The sequence below is a fragment of the Burkholderia sp. HI2761 genome (assembly GCF_002223355.1).
Classification (GTDB): domain Bacteria; phylum Pseudomonadota; class Gammaproteobacteria; order Burkholderiales; family Burkholderiaceae; genus Burkholderia.
The window spans coordinates 1811338-1827094 of the sequence record NZ_NKFN01000007.1; the positions used below are offsets into that span (position 1 = coordinate 1811338).

16 protein-coding genes and 1 pseudogene are annotated in these 15757 nt (G+C 65.5%); 11 read left to right on the forward strand and 6 right to left on the reverse strand.

Features of this window, described 5'->3' with window-relative positions; all coding sequences use genetic code 11:
* Nucleotides 1–182: 182 nt before the first annotated feature.
* The 3 genes and pseudogenes from CFB46_RS25775 to CFB46_RS35540 form a co-directional block, all read left to right on the forward strand.
* A complete protein-coding gene (locus CFB46_RS25775; protein ID WP_089501722.1) occupies nucleotides 183–497 on the forward strand; it encodes a helix-turn-helix domain-containing protein in 315 nt (104 codons plus the stop codon).
* A complete protein-coding gene (locus tag CFB46_RS25780) occupies nucleotides 494–1753 on the forward strand; it encodes a type II toxin-antitoxin system HipA family toxin (RefSeq protein WP_089501723.1) in 1260 nt (419 codons plus the stop codon). Before CFB46_RS25775 ends, CFB46_RS25780 begins: the two co-directional genes overlap by 4 nt.
* Before the next feature lie 113 nt (nucleotides 1754–1866).
* A pseudogene (locus CFB46_RS35540) lies at nucleotides 1867–1965 on the forward strand (TIGR00366 family protein); the annotation flags it as partial.
* Between the two features lie 79 nt (nucleotides 1966–2044).
* On the opposite strand, the gene CFB46_RS25785 reads toward CFB46_RS35540, so the two are convergent.
* The 4 genes from CFB46_RS25785 to CFB46_RS25800 form a co-directional block, all read right to left on the reverse strand.
* Nucleotides 2045–3373, reverse strand: coding sequence for an MFS transporter (locus CFB46_RS25785; protein ID WP_089501724.1), 1329 nt, complete (start codon nucleotides 3371–3373; stop codon nucleotides 2045–2047).
* Nucleotides 3374–3596: 223 nt separating this feature from the next.
* The gene (locus CFB46_RS25790; RefSeq protein WP_089501725.1) at nucleotides 3597–4529 is read right to left on the reverse strand and encodes a 3-keto-5-aminohexanoate cleavage protein; all 933 of its coding nucleotides are present in this window, start codon (nucleotides 4527–4529) and stop codon (nucleotides 3597–3599) included.
* Between the two features lie 35 nt (nucleotides 4530–4564).
* Complete coding sequence (locus tag CFB46_RS25795; protein WP_089501726.1) at nucleotides 4565–5371, reverse strand: SDR family oxidoreductase; 807 nt, start codon at nucleotides 5369–5371, stop codon at nucleotides 4565–4567.
* A gap of 72 nt (nucleotides 5372–5443) precedes the next feature.
* Complete coding sequence (locus tag CFB46_RS25800; RefSeq protein ID WP_027782974.1) at nucleotides 5444–6154, reverse strand: GntR family transcriptional regulator; 711 nt, start codon at nucleotides 6152–6154, stop codon at nucleotides 5444–5446.
* Nucleotides 6155–6441: 287 nt separating this feature from the next.
* Between CFB46_RS25800 and CFB46_RS25805 the strand changes: the two genes are divergently transcribed.
* Together CFB46_RS25805 and CFB46_RS25810 are read left to right on the forward strand one after the other, a co-directional pair.
* Nucleotides 6442–6942: a type VI secretion system amidase effector protein Tae4 gene (locus tag CFB46_RS25805; protein ID WP_089502358.1), complete on the forward strand. Its 501-nt coding sequence runs from the start codon at nucleotides 6442–6444 to the stop codon at nucleotides 6940–6942.
* Nucleotides 6939–7391, forward strand: coding sequence for a type VI secretion system amidase immunity protein Tai4 (locus tag CFB46_RS25810; RefSeq protein WP_027782975.1), 453 nt, complete (start codon nucleotides 6939–6941; stop codon nucleotides 7389–7391). Before CFB46_RS25805 ends, CFB46_RS25810 begins: the two co-directional genes overlap by 4 nt.
* Nucleotides 7392–7445: 54 nt before the next feature.
* Here the strand turns inward: CFB46_RS25810 and CFB46_RS25815 are convergent, their stop codons facing one another.
* A complete protein-coding gene (locus CFB46_RS25815; protein WP_027782976.1) occupies nucleotides 7446–8237 on the reverse strand; it encodes an IclR family transcriptional regulator in 792 nt (263 codons plus the stop codon).
* A gap of 160 nt (nucleotides 8238–8397) precedes the next feature.
* Here CFB46_RS25815 and CFB46_RS25820 point away from each other — a divergent pair, with 160 nt between their 5' ends.
* From CFB46_RS25820 to CFB46_RS25845, 6 genes are all read left to right on the forward strand, one after another.
* Nucleotides 8398–9174 (forward strand): ABC transporter substrate-binding protein, encoded by a 777-nt coding sequence (locus CFB46_RS25820; protein WP_089501727.1) that lies wholly within the window; start codon nucleotides 8398–8400, stop codon nucleotides 9172–9174.
* 209 nt (nucleotides 9175–9383) lie between these two features.
* Nucleotides 9384–10403: an IS110 family transposase gene (locus CFB46_RS25825; protein WP_027781481.1), complete on the forward strand. Its 1020-nt coding sequence runs from the start codon at nucleotides 9384–9386 to the stop codon at nucleotides 10401–10403.
* 286 nt (nucleotides 10404–10689) lie between these two features.
* A complete protein-coding gene (locus CFB46_RS25830) occupies nucleotides 10690–11346 on the forward strand; it encodes an amino acid ABC transporter permease (RefSeq protein WP_027782978.1) in 657 nt (218 codons plus the stop codon).
* The gene (locus CFB46_RS25835) at nucleotides 11343–12098 is read left to right on the forward strand and encodes an amino acid ABC transporter ATP-binding protein (protein WP_027782979.1); all 756 of its coding nucleotides are present in this window, start codon (nucleotides 11343–11345) and stop codon (nucleotides 12096–12098) included. Before CFB46_RS25830 ends, CFB46_RS25835 begins: the two co-directional genes overlap by 4 nt.
* Entirely contained in the window at nucleotides 12095–13405 is a 1311-nt protein-coding gene (locus CFB46_RS25840; RefSeq protein WP_089501728.1) for an NAD(P)/FAD-dependent oxidoreductase, read from the forward strand. The genes CFB46_RS25835 and CFB46_RS25840 overlap by 4 nt, the downstream gene beginning before the upstream one ends.
* A gap of 78 nt (nucleotides 13406–13483) precedes the next feature.
* A complete protein-coding gene (locus tag CFB46_RS25845) occupies nucleotides 13484–14251 on the forward strand; it encodes a class I SAM-dependent methyltransferase (RefSeq protein WP_089501729.1) in 768 nt (255 codons plus the stop codon).
* Between the two features lie 24 nt (nucleotides 14252–14275).
* On the opposite strand, the gene CFB46_RS25850 is transcribed toward CFB46_RS25845, so the two are convergent.
* Nucleotides 14276–15697 (reverse strand): cytochrome-c peroxidase, encoded by a 1422-nt coding sequence (locus tag CFB46_RS25850; RefSeq protein WP_089502359.1) that lies wholly within the window; start codon nucleotides 15695–15697, stop codon nucleotides 14276–14278.
* Between the last annotated feature and the right edge of the window lie 60 nt (nucleotides 15698–15757).

Here is a 15757-nt window from a genome sequence, read left to right on the forward strand (position 1 = left end):
GGGCGACTGGTGGGTACGGGAAGAGCATGCGTCGCTGACGCATCAATTCCGTTTTGGAGTGGGTTATCCGGGAAATCCCTCAAATAAGACACAACATTCGGGAATTATATTTCCGAAGTGCATCCCTCCTGTAACTCTATGATATTGTGAGTTACGAAAGATATCACGCGGGAAGACACACTATGTTGGAATTAAGTTTTCGCAAGCCCGATGAAATCGTCACACTGCTTTGCGCGAGGCTTCGCACGGAGCGGCTGGCGTTGCAACTGACGCAGAGCGACGTAGCCGCGCGTGCCGGCGTCGGTTCCAATACCGTGTCCAACCTGGAGGCCGGACGCAATGTGAGCTTCGAGACGGTAGTTCGTGTAGCCATGGTCCTGGGACGAAGCAAGGAACTCGAAGGACTGTTCCTGCCGAAGCTCGATAGTCTGGAAGACGTTCACCGGTATGAAAAAAGTGCCAAACGTCAGCGCGTCAAGAGGGGCAACCAAAAATGATCGAACGGATCGATGTCTACTATGACGGCTGGGGGGAGCACTGGCTGTGGGGATCGATGGTTTCTACGACGGCGATCACGGGGCGCCCGTTGATCGTATTCGAATATAGCGATGACGCGCGCAAGAGGGGGCTGGAACTGTCGTCTTATGCGCTCCCATTGCATGGGGCGAGGCTGCGCAAGGACTTTCCGTCCCACCAGCTGGGATTGCCCGGCCCAGTCTATGACGCGCTGCCCGACGGATGGGGCATGTTGCTCATGGACCGCTTGTTCAAACGCCGCGGTCTCAACGCGGCACGCATCGGGCCGCTGGAGCGGTTGGCTTACATTGGCAACCACGCAATGGGCGCCATGTCGTTCGAGCCGGTCGCGCTCGAGATTCAGGCACCGCAGCCGGATATTCCTCTCGACCGGCTCGCGACCGAGGTACAGGAAGTCCTCAATGGTGAGGGCGGCGAATTCCTTCATCAATTGCTACAGGTGGGCGGCTCTCCGCAGGGTGCCAGGCCGAAGGCCCTGGTCTATCGTGATCCGCAGTCCGGCGTTTTTACCACGGCCGCGGTGGCGGGTTTTGAAGCATGGTTGGTCAAGTTCCCGGCTCGGCAAGAGCATCCCGAGGTGTGCGCGATCGAAATGGTCTACGCCGAGTGCTTGCGCATGTGCGGCATCGAGACCCCGGACACGCTGCATTTCGATTTGCCTGACGGGATGGCGGCATTTGCGTCCAGGCGTTTCGATCGACGGGACGGTCTGCGCGTGCCCATGCAAAGCGTTGCCGCGTTTACCGGTGCCGATTACAAAACGCCGGGTGCGCTGGACTACGTGAACTTCTTGCGCGCGACTCACATGTGCACCAACGACGTACGCGAGAAGGCGCGGGCGTTGGAACGGGCTGTCTTCAATGTCGCGTTCAACAATCGCGACGATCATCCGAAAAACTTCGCATACGTCATGTCGCGATCCGGCCAGTGGAAACTCGCGCCGGCCTACGACGTGACATTCTGCGAGGGGCCGGGCGGTTACCACCAAATGGACGTCATGGGCGAGGCGCTGCGGGTCGACCGGGCGGCATTGGTCGGACTGGCAAAGGAAGCGGAGCTTTCCGCAGCCGCTGCCGGCGACATGATCGACGCAATGTGCGGAGTGGCCAGCCAGTTCTCGGCCATTGCGAAGCGCCGCTACGAGGGGATCATCACAGAAGACACGTTGACGGACATTCAGTGTCGAATCGACGAGAACGTTGCGCTGCTGCGCTAGGGCGTGAACACGCCCTCGGGGGCAGGGGCTGCCGAAAGAGAATCGGCGAGACGGGCGTTCGTCGGCTCACGGTCTCGCACACGCATGATGGGATCGGCTATTGACGGCGGGGCGCCATCGCGGGGCTCGCCGCGCGCGACATCATGGGATATTGCATGACGACGCTGCTGTTCTCGGGCGTAGTGTTCGTCGCGGGGATGTATCTGTTCTGACGATGCGAGGCGAGGCGAGGCGAGGCGAGATGCGGGCGGCGGTGAGCCCGCATCCTGCCGGCTGGCGTCTCGCCCGACTTCAGTCGCGCGGCCGCACGTCGGCGCGCTCGTGCCCGTGACGCAACGCGAGGCTCGCGAACGCCGCGACGACGAGTGCGGCCGCCAGCAGCGTCAGCCCGTTCTTCGCATCGCCGGTCGCCTGTTCGATCGCGCCGACGACGGTCGGCCCGACGAAACCGCCGAGCAACCCGCACGTATTCACGAGCCCGAGCCCGCCGGCCAGCGCGCTGCCGGCGAGCCGCGAAGCCGGAAACGTGAACACGATCGACTGTACGACGAAGAACATCGACGCGGCCACGCACACGCAGAGCAGCCCCGCCAACGGCGACGCATGCGCGGCGCCGATCATCCCGGCCGCCATGACCACCAGCCCCGCACACAGCATGCGGCGCGAATGACGCGACTCGCGCGCGAAGCGCGGCAGCGTCCCGGCCCCGAGCGCGGCGGCGAGCCAGGGCAGCGACGTCAGCAACCCGACCGCGAACGGCGAAAGACGCCCCGACGCCCCGATGATGCCGGGCAGGAAGAAGATCACCGTGTAGATGGTCAACTGGTGGCAGAAGTACACGAAGATCGCGAGCCAGATCTGCGGATCGCGCAGTGCGGCGCCGAACGCGTGGCCGCCGTGCGCGGCGACGCTCGCGTCCTGTTCGGCCGCCAGCTTGCGTTCGAGTGCGCGGCCGGTTTCCGGGGCGAGCCACGGCGCGGCGCTCGGCCGGTCCGGCAACCGGGTCCATACGACGAACGCGAGCAGGATCGCCGGAATGCCTTCGACGACGAACAGCCATTGCCAGCCGTGGAAGCCGAGCGTGCCGTCGAGCTCGATCAGCGCGCCGGCCAGCGGGCCGCCGACGATGTTGGCGATGCACACGCCGAGCAGGAAATAGCCGGTGGCGCGCGCACGCTCCTCGCGGCCGAACCAGTACGTCAGATACAACATCACGCCGGGAAACAGGCCGGCTTCGGCCACGCCGAGCAGCAGGCGCATCACGTAGAACGACGTCTCGCCGCTGACGAACGCCATCGCGACCGACAGCGCGCCCCACGTGATCATGATCCGCGTGATCCAGAAGCGCGCACCGACGCGATGCATGATCAGGTTGCTCGGGATTTCGAAGAGTGCGTAGGTGAGAAAGAACAGCCCCGCGCCGAGCCCGTACGCGGCCGATGAAATGCCGAGATCGACGCCCATCGAATGTTTGGCGAACGCGATGTTGGTGCGGTCGAGAAAGCTGATCACATACGCGGCGATCAGCAGCGGCATGAGCTTGCGGAACAGCAGCCGGTTCAGCGACGCGTTCGCGTCGCCGGCGGCGGACGACAGGGCCTGAGCGTGATGAGTAGACATGCGGACGACTCCGGTAAGGGCGAACCGGCGCGCACGGCAAGCACGGCGCGCCGCGTTCGGCGGATGCCGCTGCGGTGCGGGCAGCGGATGGGCAGACGACGGAGCCGCGCCGGCGGCGCTCGAACGGAGCGGGGCGATGAAGGGCGTCCTGGCGCCGGCCGGCTCGGGCCGGCGCCTTGTCACTGCGCTTGCGGATGCAGGTGTTGGGGGCGCGACCCGGCGATCAGAAATTCACCGCGTCGCCGCCCTTGAGTGCGAGCATCGCGCGCGCCTCGGCCGGCGTCGCGATCTCGAGCGACAGGCCTTCGAGCACCTGACGCATCTTCAGGACTTGCGCGGCGCTCGATTCCGCGAGCTTGCCCGGCGCGATCCACAGCGAATCCTCGAGCCCGACGCGTACGTTCGCACCCTGCGCCGCGCCGATCGTCGCGAGCGGAATCTGGTTGCGCCCGGCGCCGAGGATCGACCACACGTAATCGCTGCCGAACAGGCGGTCGGCCGTCCGGCGCATGTGCATCAGGTCCTCCGGATGCGCGCCGATCCCGCCGAGCAGGCCGAACACGCTTTGCACGAAGAACGGCGGTTTCGCCAGCCCGCGATCGACGAAGTGCGCGAGGTTGTACAAATGCGAGATGTCGTAGCACTCGAATTCGAAACGCGTGCCGTTCGCGCCGCAGCGCGTAAGGATCGTCTCGATGTCGGCGAACGTGTTCTTGAACACGAGATCGCGGCTTTTTTCGAGATGTTCGCGCTCCCACGGATGCTTCAGCGCGCGGAAGCGCTCGAGCATCGGGTACAGGCCGAAGTTCATCGAACCCATGTTCAACGACGCGACCTCGGGCTGGAAATGCAGCGCGGGCTGCAGCCGTTCGTCGACCGTCATGTGCGGGCTGCCGCCCGACGTGAGGTTGATCACCGCGTCGGTCTGCGCCTTGATGCGCGGCAGGAATTCGGCGAACACGGCAGGATCCTGCGTCGGTTTGCCGTCGGACGGGTTGCGTGCGTGCAAGTGGAGGATCGCCGCGCCGGCCTGCGCGGCCGCGACCGCGGCCGTTTCGATTTCGTGCGGCGTCACGGGCAGGTACGGCGACATCGACGGCGTGTGGATCGCGCCGGTCGGCGCGCAGGTGATGATGACTTTGCGAGCGTTTGCCATGGATGAATTCCTTTCGATGAGCGATGCAGATGGCGTCAGAGCACTTCGACGTTGCCGCAGACGGAGATCGCCTGCCCGGTGATCCCGTGTCCGCCCGGCGAGCACAGGAACAGCGCGGTCGCGGCGATCTCGGCCGGATCGGTCATGCGCCGCAGCGAGATCTTCTCGAGATAGCGCTTCTCCATCTCGTCGTAGCCGATGCCGAGCTGCTGCGCGCGTGCCTCGATCACGCGGCGCATCCGCGGGCCGCGCACGATGCCGGGCTGGATCGCGTTCACGCGGATGCCCTGCGGCCCGAGTTCGATCGCGAGGCTCTTCACGAGGCCGACCACCGCCCATTTGGTGGCCGCATACGGCGTGCGGAACGCGTAGCCGAGCCGGCCGGCGACCGACGACAGCGCAATGATCGCGCCGCCGTGTTTCGACTCGCGCAGCAGCGGCACCGCGCGGCGCGCGAACTGGAATTGCGCGGTCAGATTGATCGCGACCGTTTGTTCCCATTGAACGGGATCGATTTCGTCGATACCGCCGGTCGGCCCGGCGATGCCCGCGTTGTTGACCAGCACGTCGAGGCCGCCGAGCCGGGTCGATACGTCGGCGAACACGCGCTCGACGGCGGCCGGGTCCGATACGTCGGCCAGCGTCGCGCCGATCGCGCCGGCCCCGGCACGCGGCGGCCGGTCGGCGAGCGCCGCGATCGCGGCTTGCGACGCGTCGCACACGTGCACGCGCGCGCCGCATTCGGCGAACGCGTCGGCGATTTCGAGACCGATGCCCGATGCGCCGCCCGTCACGAGGACGCGCAGGCCGTCATAGGGTTTCAGCAGGTCGGAAGCTGTCATGCGGGTTGTCTCCATTGTTGATCTAGTGGGATTGCGGCCGCTCATGAAAGGGGCGGCCGTGGCAAGCGGCCGCTACGGTTTCGCGTTCACGGTTCGCGGCGTCTGTTCGGCCCGCAGCGTCTCGGCGAGATCGTGCGCGGCGCCGCCGATGTCGAGCGCGATGCCGGCCCGCACGCCCGTGCCGTCGCGCCGTTCGAGCGCATCGACGATCGCGCGGTGTGCATCCATCGAGCGCCGCATGTGCGGGATGTCGAGCGCAACCATGTTGAGGAATGGGCCGACGCGCATCCACAGGTTCTCGACGATCGCGAGCGTGTTCTCGCTGGCGCCGTGCGCGTAGATCGCGCTGTGGAACGCGAAATTGCTTTGCAGGTAGGCGCGCGAGCGGCCGGCCTCGACGTGTGCCTGCATCGTCTCGCAGGTCTTTCGCACGGCCGCGATCTGCGCATCGGTCATCCGTGCGCACGCGCGCTCGGCGATGCAGCCTTCGAGCGCGATCCGCACGTCGCGCAGTTCGTCGAGCATGTCGAGCGTCATCGGCGGGACGACGAGCGCCCGATTCGGGCCATCGACCAGTGCGCGTTCGGCGCGCAGCCGCGTGAGCGCGGCACGCACGGGCATCGTCGACGAGCCGACGGCCTCGGCGACGCTGCGCAGGCTCAGCGCCTGGCCAGGCGCGAAGCGCCCGCTCATCAGCGCTTCGCGCAGTTGCTGGTAGACCTTGTCGGCCATCGTTTCCTGTTCGATGACTTTCAGTGCGGGCGGGACGATACGAGGCGGCAAGGCGGGGGTTCTCCTGGGTTTGATCTGCGATCTGTGATCACACTGACGATGTGCGAAGTTTTGACGATCGGCGCAGCGCAGTCAAGTCGGACGGGGTTGGGGAAAACCAGGGGGCGAAATAGAAGGAGGATCGGCGTCCGGAAGTCCCTATCATTACAAAATACTTTCGGATCGCGCATCATGACGCACTGATTCGATGGATTCGAAGGTAGTCGGAGCACATGAGCCGTTGCCAGTCTTCGATGCGGTTCCTCGAGTCGAATTCATTCCAACAACAAGGAGTCAAGGTGAAACGACCGTCATTTGCCGTTGCGTGGGCGGCATCTCAGCGAATCTACGACCCGGCACATTCCGGTGAGCGCGTGGCGAAAGTGATAGGTGGATACGTCGAGAAGAACGTCAACAATCCGAGTCCGACGGAGCGATGGAGCAATACCTGCGCGGTGAGGATGAGTTATATCCTCGGCGAAGCCGGCATGGTGATGCCTCGAATTCCCGGGCAAACGGTGTCGGGCAGAGACAATCGGCAATACTTCTTTCGTGTCAGGGACTTGATTCGTTTTCTCGAGCAACGATGGGGAAAGGCAGAGAGTGTCGAATTCCCGCCGTCGAACGGAGGGCCACTTGCAGATCGACAGGGTGTCATCCTGTTCGAGGTGTCGGGGTGGAGCGATGCGCAGGGCCACGCCACGCTGTTCAACGGGCGGACGTGTTACGACCATTGCTACTTCAACGAACCGGGCGCGCGGTATCGTACCGATCGCGCAAATTTCTGGAGCCTGTCATGAGGGGAGCCCGGATCGCTGCCGTGTTGGCGTGCATCGCGCTTCAACCGGCGATGGTTATGGCGAAGGACGCCGCACAAACGTCGCCGCAGGCCGGCTCACGCACGTACCTCCAGAACTTCAAGGACATGGTGCTGGCCGAGTGTCTGGCGACCGCTTACACCCCGGCGTCGGGCGTGAGCAAGGACATCGGCAGCAGTACCAGTGCGTTGCGCGACTGGACCTACTACGACATGGAACATGCGCCGGACGTCATTCGCGCGCTGGTCGCGAAGTATCTCGCTCGCGACTATCGCAATCCGGTTGTCGATGCGGAAGTGAGGGACGTGAAGTTCGACTTCCTGAAGTGCATCGATCTATATCACGGCAAGGAACTGGACGCCGCGGCGAAGCGCCTCGTATTGCACCCGAACAGTACCTATCGGACCGAGCATTCGCCAAAGCCGCGGTAGCGATCAAACGCCGTTGCGCGATGCAGCGGCGCGCCGTGTGCCATTTCATCGACGCTATTCAAGCGTTCTGATCGAATTGCTGATGCCGCGCGCGCAGTCGATTACCGCCGGCGCGAGCTTGCGGCGCGCATCGTCGAACGTCCAGCGGCTCGTCGGCGCGACCACGTGCACGGCCGCGACGGGCTGCCCCTGACTGCCGAGCACGGGCGCCGCAATCGACATGTCGCCGATGAACAGTTCTTCCTGGTTGGTCGCGTAGCCTTCGCGTCGTGCACTGTCGAGCAGCGCGACGAGATCGTCGAGCGCCGTGACCGTGCGCGGCGTATGCGGCGTGCGCACCATGCCGTCGAGCCGCGCGCGCGCGTCGCCGGGCGGCAACGCGCTCAGGAACGCGCGGCCGGAGCCGGTGCAGTACATCGGGATACGGCTACCGATCGGCATGTGGATCGGCACGAACTTCGTCGACACGAAACGCGCGACGTACACCATTTCGTCCTCGTCCGGCTCGGTGAGGTTGGTGGTTTCGCCGGTCAGGTTCGTGAGCTCGGACAGGAACGGATTCGCGACGTCGATCAACGTATCCGCCGCGAGATAGTTGAAGCCGATCCGCATCACGTGCGGCGTGAGCTGGTACCGCCGCGTGACCGGATGCTTGCGGAGGTAGCCGAGCTTCTCGAGCGTATAGACCATCCGCTGCGCGGAGCTTTTCGTCATCCCCGCCGCGTCGGCCACTTCCGCCAGCGTCATCGTGCGCCGCTTCGCGCTGAATGCACGCAGCACGTTGAGCCCTTTTTCCAGCGACTGGTTGAAGAGCAGATCGGTTGATTGATCGGGTGACGTTTCCATGGCGAGGCGCGGGATCGATTCGATATCGCATCATATCGTATCGAATAGCGATACGCAAAAATCTATTTGCGATATTTTTGATTCGTTTTAAGATCGAGTCATCGTCGCGGTGTCGATCAGCGACCGGCCGGCGCACCGGGTTATTCGAGAAGGAGACAACATGGTTTCGTTCATCAAGCGGTTCGGCGCACTGGCCGCCGGTTTCGCCGCCTGTATTGCACTCTCCACGGCTTCGGCGAGCGCCGTTGCGGCCGAGCCGACGCTGAAGGTCGGGGCGACGGCCACCGGCGTGCCGTTCACGTTTCTCGACGTCAAGAGCAATTCGATCCAGGGGATGATGGTCGATGCGATCACCGCGGCCGGGAAGTCGGCCGGGTTTCGCGTCGACGTGCAGCAGACCGTGTTCTCGGCGCTGATCCCGTCACTCACCACGCAGAAGATCGACATCATTTCGGCCGCGATGCTGAAGACGGCGGCGCGTCAGCAGGTCGTCGATTTCTCCGACACCGTCTACACGTTCGGCGAAGGCCTGATCGTGAAGGCCGACGACCCGGGCCGCTATACGTCGATGGACGATTTCAAGGGGCAGGTGGTCGGCGCGCAGGTCGGCACGGCGTTCGTCGACGCGCTCAACAAGAAGGGCATCTTCAAGGAAGTCCGGACCTACGATTCGATCGCCGACATCATGCGCGACGTCGCGCTCGGGCGTATCAAGGCCGGCTTCGCCGACCAGCCGATCGTCGCGTACCAGATCGAGCACGGCGTCAATCGCCAGGTGCGGCTCGTGCCCGAATACCAGAGCGTCGTGAAGGGGCAGGTTTGCTTCATCGTGCGCAAGGGCGACACCGTGACGCTCGAACAGCTCAACGGCGCGATCCGCAAGATGAAGGGCGACGGCACGCTGCAGCAGATCCTGCAGAAGTGGCATATGAGCTGAGCGCCGTCGCGCGATTCCCGGCCGACATCGCCCGTGCGTCGCGGGCATCCATCGCGGCGAGCCGTCAGGACGTCGCATAGGAGAATTGAAATGAACGCGTCCCACCCGGAGCCGAGAGAGCAGAAGAAGGGGTGGATCCTCACGGGCCGACGGCATCAAAGTGCCCAGGTGGAAAATGCACGCATTTCCCGGCAACCGGAGGATCCACGATGAACAGTATGACCGTGGGCGTAGATATCGCCAAGCAGGTTTTCCAGGTGCATTACGTCGATCAGGCAACTGGAGAAATCGTGAACAAACCGATCAAACGGGCGAAGTTTCTCGAGTACTTCGCGAACCGTGTGCGATGCCTGATCGGGATGGAAGCGTGCGGCGGTGCGCACCACTGGGCTCGACAACTGCGGCAGATGGGTCACGAGGTCAGACTGATGCCAGCGGAGTTCGTGAAGGCATTCAACATCCGCAATAAGAACGATGCGGCGGATGCGCGGGCGATCTGGCTGGCGGTGCAGCAACCGGGCAGGCCAGTGGCGGTGAAAACGGAAATGCAGCAGGCGATGCTGGCACTGCACCGGATGCGCGAGCAGTTGGTGAAGTTCCGCACGATGCAGAGCAACGGATTGCGCGGGCTGATGACGGAGTACGGCGAGGTGATGAGCCGTGGCCGAGCGAAGCTGGACCAGGAAATACCCATCGCGCTTGACCGGCTCGAGCAGCGCCTGCCGGCAGCGCTGATCGATACGTTGCGTGAACAGTGGAACGGGTTGGCGAGGCTCGACGAGCAGATTGCCGAGATCGAACGTCGGATGCGCGAATGGAAGAAGGAAGACAAGGCCGTTGCGGCGATCAGCGAGATACCCGGCGTGGGCTTGCTGACGTCGACGGCGGCAGTGGCGATGATGGGCGACGCGAAGGCGTTTCGCTCAGGACGCGAATTCGCCGCGTGGGCAGGTTTGGTACCGAAGCAGACGGGCTCGGGCGGCAAGGTGAACTTGCACGGCATCAGCAAGAGGGGCGACACCTATCTGCGCACGCTGTTGATTCACGGCGCGCGAAGCGTGTTGAACCATGCGAAAGAGCCGGGCCCATGGGTCGAGCAGATGAAGAAGCGGCGGCCAGCAAATGTAGTGATCGTGGCACTGGCCAACAAGATGGCACGGACGATCTGGGCGGTACTGGCCCATGAGCGGCCGTACCGGAAGGACTACGTGAGCGTGAAGCCAGCCTGAAATCGGCCACGCGAGGTAGAAAATCAACGTTTAACACAGGGTGAACGTCGAAAGGTTGCGCAGGAATCGAGTGTGATGACAAGCCAGGTAGGACCGGGACTCGCTAAACCTGTATGAGGTGACGGGCTTCGAGCTCGCCAGGAGAATGAGGCGCGAGTCAGCGAATTTCATAGGGGCCCGCAGCGGCTGCACCAGCTGCATCAAGGCCGGATATAGAGCTGCAGCCCATCCTGTCCGTCGAAACACGAGAAAACTGTTGCAAACGGGACGCGTTCATATAGACCTCATGTTTTTTCAGAACGCGATCGATTTCCTGCCGATCCTGCTGAAGGGCGCGGTGGTCACGATCGAGATCACGGCATGCGCGTTCGTGCTCAGCTCCGTGCTCGGGCTGATCCTCGCGTTGCTGAAGGTGTCGCGCAATCGTGCGATATCGACGGCCGGCAGCACGATCGTCAACGTGATCCGCGGGCTGCCGATCATCGTGCAACTGTTCTACATGTACTTCGTGCTGCCCGATCTCGGCGTGCAACTGTCGGCGTTCCAGGCCGGCGTGCTCGGCCTCGGCATCGCGTATTCGGCGTATCAAGCCGAGAACTTCCGCGCGGGCATCGAGGCGATCGACCGCGGCCAGATCGAGGCCGCGCACGCGATCGGCATGCGCGGTCCGATGATCATGCGGCGCGTGGTGCTGCCGCAGGCGTTCCGCATCGCGCTGCCGCCGTACGGCAACACGCTGGTGATGCTGCTGAAGGATTCGTCGGTCGCGTCGACGATCACCGTCGCGGAAATCACGCGCGCCGGCCAGCTGATTGCGTCGTCGACGTTCCAGAACATGAGCGTCTACACGCTCGTCGCGCTGCTGTATCTCGCGCTCGGCCTGCCGCTGATGTTCGGCGTGAACCGGCTCGGCAAGCGGCTCGCCCTGAGGAGAGGCGCATGATCCTGATCGATTCGATACACAAACGATTCCAGCAACACGCGGTACTGAAGGGCGTGAGCCTCGACGTGCAGCCGGGTGAGGTCGTATGCCTGATCGGGCCGTCCGGGTCCGGCAAGTCGACCGTGCTGCGCTGTATCAACGGCTTCGAGACCTACGACGAAGGGTCGATCACGATCGACGGCGTGAAGGTCGATGCGCATTCGAAGCGGATCCACGAGCTGCGAATGCGGGTCGGCATGGTGTTCCAGCGCTTCAACCTGTTCGCGCACCGCACGGCGCTCGAGAACGTGATGGAAGGGCCCGTGCACGTGCGGCGCATGCCGGCCGCGCAGGCGCGCGAGCAGGCCCGCGCGCTGCTCGACAAGGTCGGACTCGCGCACCGGATGAATGCGTATCCGTCCGAGCTGTCTGGCGGGCAGCAGCAGCGCGTCGCGATCGCACGCGCGCTCGCGATGGAGCCGCAGGCGATCCTGTTCGACGAGCCGACGTCGGCGCTCGACCCCGAGCTCGTCGGCGAAGTGCTCGGCGTGATGCGCGGGCTCGCCCGCGACGGAATGACCATGGTGGTCGTCACGCACGAAATGGCATTCGCGCGCGAGGTGGCCGACCGCGTGTGCTTCCTGCACGACGGCACCATCTGCGAAAGCGGACCGGCGCGCATCGTGCTCACGCAGCCGACCCATCCCCGCACGCAGGAATTCCTGCGCCGCCTGCTGGTGTCGGACGGTGCCGACAACCCGGATCGAACATGAGCGCAACGAACGCGGCACCCGCATGGCCCGACTCGCCGTGGCCGGATTCGCTGTGGGCGGCGACCGCCGCGCCGGCGCCCGATACGCCCGCGCTCGATGCGTCCGTGTCGTGCGACGTGGCGATCGTCGGCGCCGGCTTCACGGGCCTGTCGACCGCGCTTCACCTGGCCGAACGCGGCGTAAACGTCCGCGTGATCGACGGCGCGCAGCCGGGCTGGGGCGCATCGGGCCGCAACGGCGGGCAAGTGATCCCCGGGCTGAAATACGACCCGGACGAACTCGTCCGCCGGTTCGGCGACGAGGCCGGCGAGCAGCTTGCCGGCATCGTCGGCGGCGCGGCCGACACGGTGTTCGACCTGATCGAGCGGCACGCGATCGACTGCGATGCGCGTCGCCAGGGCTGGATCCAGCCGGCGCCGACCGCCGCGATGCTCGACACGGTTGCCCGCCGTGCGCAGCAGTGGGCCGCGCGCGGCGCGCCGGTCGACGTGCTCGACCGCGACGACGTCGCGCGGCGGCTCGGCACGCCAGCGTATGCGGGCGGCTGGATCGATCGCCGCGCGGGCAGCGTGCAGCCGCTCAGCTATACGCGCGGCCTCGTGCGCGCCGCACAGGCGAGCGGGGCGGTCGTGCACGGGTTGACCCGCGCCGTCGGGCTGACGCGCGCCGACGGCCGCTGGCGGATCGCGACGTCCGGCGGCGCGACGCTGTCGGCGGAGCGTGTCGTGATCGCGACCAACGGCTACACGGACGGGCTGTGGCCCGGTTTGCGTCAGTCGGTGATCGCCGCGAACAGTTTCATCGTCGCGACGCAACCGCTCGCGCCGGATCTCGGTCGCGACATCCTCGCCGGCGGCGAGGTCGCATCGGATGCGCGGCGTCTATTGCTGTACTTCCGCCGTGACGCGACCGGGCGCCTGCTGATGGGCGGCCGCGGCCCGTTCGCCGAACCGCGCGCGCCGGGCGACTGGCGCCATCTCGAACGCGCGACGACGCTGTTGTATCCGCAACTGAAGGGTGTCCGGTTCGAATACCGCTGGGCAGGCCGCGTCGCGATCACCGCGGATTTCCTGCCGCACGTACACGAGCCCGCGCCGGGCGTGACGATCGCACTCGGCTACAACGGTCGCGGCATCGCGATGGCGACGACGCTCGGCAAGCATCTGGCCGCGCATCTGTCGGGCGATGCGCAACTGCCGCTGCCGTTCCGCGTCACGCCGATCCGGCCGATTCCGTTGCACGGGCTGCAACGCTTCTATATCGCGGCCGGGGTCGCCTGGTATCGGTTGCTCGACAGCCTGTCCTGACGCAGCCGCGACGGCAGTCGCCATCCGCATTCCGATCGGGCAGAATCGGCCTGCCCAGTTTCGACCGACGGATGCCGCATGACCGAACCGAACGAACCGAACGAACCGAACGAACCGAACGAACCGAACGAACCATCCGGCCGCCGCGCTTACGCGAGCTTCGCGCAACGCTATGCGGACATCGCGCCGACGAAGGCGCACAACGCGCTCTACGAGCGTCCGGCGACCCTGGCACTGCTCGGCGACGTCGACGGCCTGACGGTGCTCGACGCCGGCTGCGGGCCCGGCATCTGCAGCGCGCATCTCGCTGGCCACGGTGCGATCGTGCATGCGTTCGACGTGACGCCGGAGATGATCGCGCTCGCGCGAACGCGCTGCGCCGGGCTGGCGGTCGACGTCAGGGAAGGCGACCTGGAGGCGCCGCTCGCGTGGCTGCCCGACGCGTCGGTCGACAAGGTCCTGTGCTCGCTCGCGCTCGACTACGTGCGCGATCTCGCGCCGACGCTGCGCGAATTCAGACGCGTCGCGCGTCCGGGGGGAACGCTCGTGTTCTCGATGGCGCATCCGATGCGCGACTGGATGGACGAACGCACGCGCGGGGAGGGCACGTACTTCGACACGTCCCGTTTCGGTTTCCACTGGTCGGGGTTCGGTGAGCCGAGGCCGTACGTCGAAGCGTGGCGGCGGCCGCTTGCCGACATCCTGAATGCGCTCGCCGACGGCGGCTGGCGGCTAGACCGCTTCGTCGAACCGACGCCGCTGCCGGAGATGAAAGCCGTGTCGGAACGGCTCCATGCGGAGCTGTCGCTGGCGCCGGCCTTTCTGTGCATTCGCGCGCGTCGCTGACGCGGCACGACGCCTTGCAGGTACTCAGTGTTGCGCCGGCGCGTCCGTCAGCGTGCCGAGAAACGCTTCGATATCCTTGATGTCCTGCGCCGTCATCGCGGGCTTGTCGCCGGGCTTGCGATCGAAAGGCGCATCGGTCACGTCGACGTTCGCGCGATATTTCGGCGGAATGTCGTCGTATTCGTCCACCTTGCCGTCCGCACCGCGCGAATAAAACTTCTGCGGCGAGATGCTGCGCTCGTTGTAGAACGCCATCACCTGGTCGAGCGTATGGAACACGCCGTTGTGGAAGAACACGTGGCGCGTCGCCGCATTGCGCAGCGTCGGCGTCAGGAACATTCCGCAGTACTGCGTCTGGTCCTTCAGGTCGTCGCGGAACGGCCCGCACACGCCGAGATCGTAGAACGCGGGGTTGCGGTTCTGCGCGAGCGCGCGGTTGCGCGGCGCGCCGAGCGCCTCGTACTGGTAATCGGTAAACATCGGCGGCAGCCCGTCCTTGCCGGGTTTCGACAGGTGGCAACCCGCGCAATTCGCCTTGTCCGGATCGTTGAACAGGCGCAGCCCGCGCAGTTCGGCCTGCGTGAGACGCGCACGGCCTTCGAGCCAGCGGTCGTACTTGCTGTCGTACGGATGGAACGACGGATCCTCGACCTGATAGCGCGCGATGGCGAACATCGCTTCCGACACCGCGAGCTGCGAGCTGTCGAACACGCGCGCGCCGAACAATTGTTCCAGTTGCGCGCGATGCGACGATCGCGCGAGCTTGTGCGCGACGTCGTCGACGCTCGCGTTGGCCATCTCGACCGGATTCAGCAGGGGGCCGAACGCCTGTTGCTGCAGCGTATCGGCGCGACCGTCCCAGAACATCCCACCCTGCGGCACGAGCTGCGGCGCGGCCGACGTGCCGGCCACCTTCTGCGCCTTGACGACGCCGGCCGCCGCCGTGGCCTGCTGCGCGACGCTCGGCGCGGCGTCGTTTTCACCGGCATCGGGGCCGATGCTGAAATTCGGCTGGCGGTACAGATACATCAGCGACGGCGGCGGACGATAGCCCTGCTGCGCCATCGCGAGGCCGCCCGGCTGCACGTCGAGCGCATTCGGCGGGCCGTACGCATGATCGGGGCTGTGGCACGACGCGCACGACTGCTTGCCCGACGCCGACAGCGACGGATCGTGGAACAGCGCGCGCCCGAGCTGCGCGACCGCCGACAGCGGCTGCGCGGCGGGCCGTTGCAGCACGACCGGATGCGGGTTCGCGCCGGTCCAGTCGGCGACCACGGTGCCGATCGCCGCCGGTACCTGCGCGGGAAACGCGATAGCGAACGCGCCATAGCCGATCACGGCCGCACCGAGCACGAATGCCGCGCGGCGCAGCAGGCGGGAAGGGGCGTGCGGCGCGGGCGTGCCGGAGGCATCGGGAGACGGAAACGCGGGGCGAGCTGTCATGCTGTCGATCGAAAAACGGGCGTCGCACGAAGCGGCGCGCAGAAATGGAAACGGCCGGCG

Excerpts from the sequence above, each read along its gene's own strand:
- CFB46_RS25775 (WP_089501722.1), top strand. The coding sequence starts at position 183 with ATGTTGGAATTAAGTTTTCGCAAGCCCGATGAAATCGTCACACTGCTT.
- CFB46_RS25780 (WP_089501723.1), top strand. The coding sequence starts at position 494 with ATGATCGAACGGATCGATGTCTACTATGACGGCTGGGGGGAGCACTGG.
- CFB46_RS25785 (WP_089501724.1), bottom strand. The coding sequence starts at position 3,373 with ATGTCTACTCATCACGCTCAGGCCCTGTCGTCCGCCGCCGGCGACGCG.
- CFB46_RS25790 (WP_089501725.1), bottom strand. The coding sequence starts at position 4,529 with ATGGCAAACGCTCGCAAAGTCATCATCACCTGCGCGCCGACCGGCGCG.
- CFB46_RS25795 (WP_089501726.1), bottom strand. The coding sequence starts at position 5,371 with ATGACAGCTTCCGACCTGCTGAAACCCTATGACGGCCTGCGCGTCCTC.
- CFB46_RS25810 (WP_027782975.1), top strand. The coding sequence starts at position 6,939 with ATGAGGGGAGCCCGGATCGCTGCCGTGTTGGCGTGCATCGCGCTTCAA.
- CFB46_RS25815 (WP_027782976.1), bottom strand. The coding sequence starts at position 8,237 with ATGGAAACGTCACCCGATCAATCAACCGATCTGCTCTTCAACCAGTCG.
- CFB46_RS25820 (WP_089501727.1), top strand. The coding sequence starts at position 8,398 with ATGGTTTCGTTCATCAAGCGGTTCGGCGCACTGGCCGCCGGTTTCGCC.
- CFB46_RS25825 (WP_027781481.1), top strand. The coding sequence starts at position 9,384 with ATGAACAGTATGACCGTGGGCGTAGATATCGCCAAGCAGGTTTTCCAG.
- CFB46_RS25830 (WP_027782978.1), top strand. The coding sequence starts at position 10,690 with ATGTTTTTTCAGAACGCGATCGATTTCCTGCCGATCCTGCTGAAGGGC.
- CFB46_RS25835 (WP_027782979.1), top strand. The coding sequence starts at position 11,343 with ATGATCCTGATCGATTCGATACACAAACGATTCCAGCAACACGCGGTA.
- CFB46_RS25840 (WP_089501728.1), top strand. The coding sequence starts at position 12,095 with ATGAGCGCAACGAACGCGGCACCCGCATGGCCCGACTCGCCGTGGCCG.
- CFB46_RS25845 (WP_089501729.1), top strand. The coding sequence starts at position 13,484 with ATGACCGAACCGAACGAACCGAACGAACCGAACGAACCGAACGAACCG.
- CFB46_RS25850 (WP_089502359.1), bottom strand. The coding sequence starts at position 15,697 with ATGACAGCTCGCCCCGCGTTTCCGTCTCCCGATGCCTCCGGCACGCCC.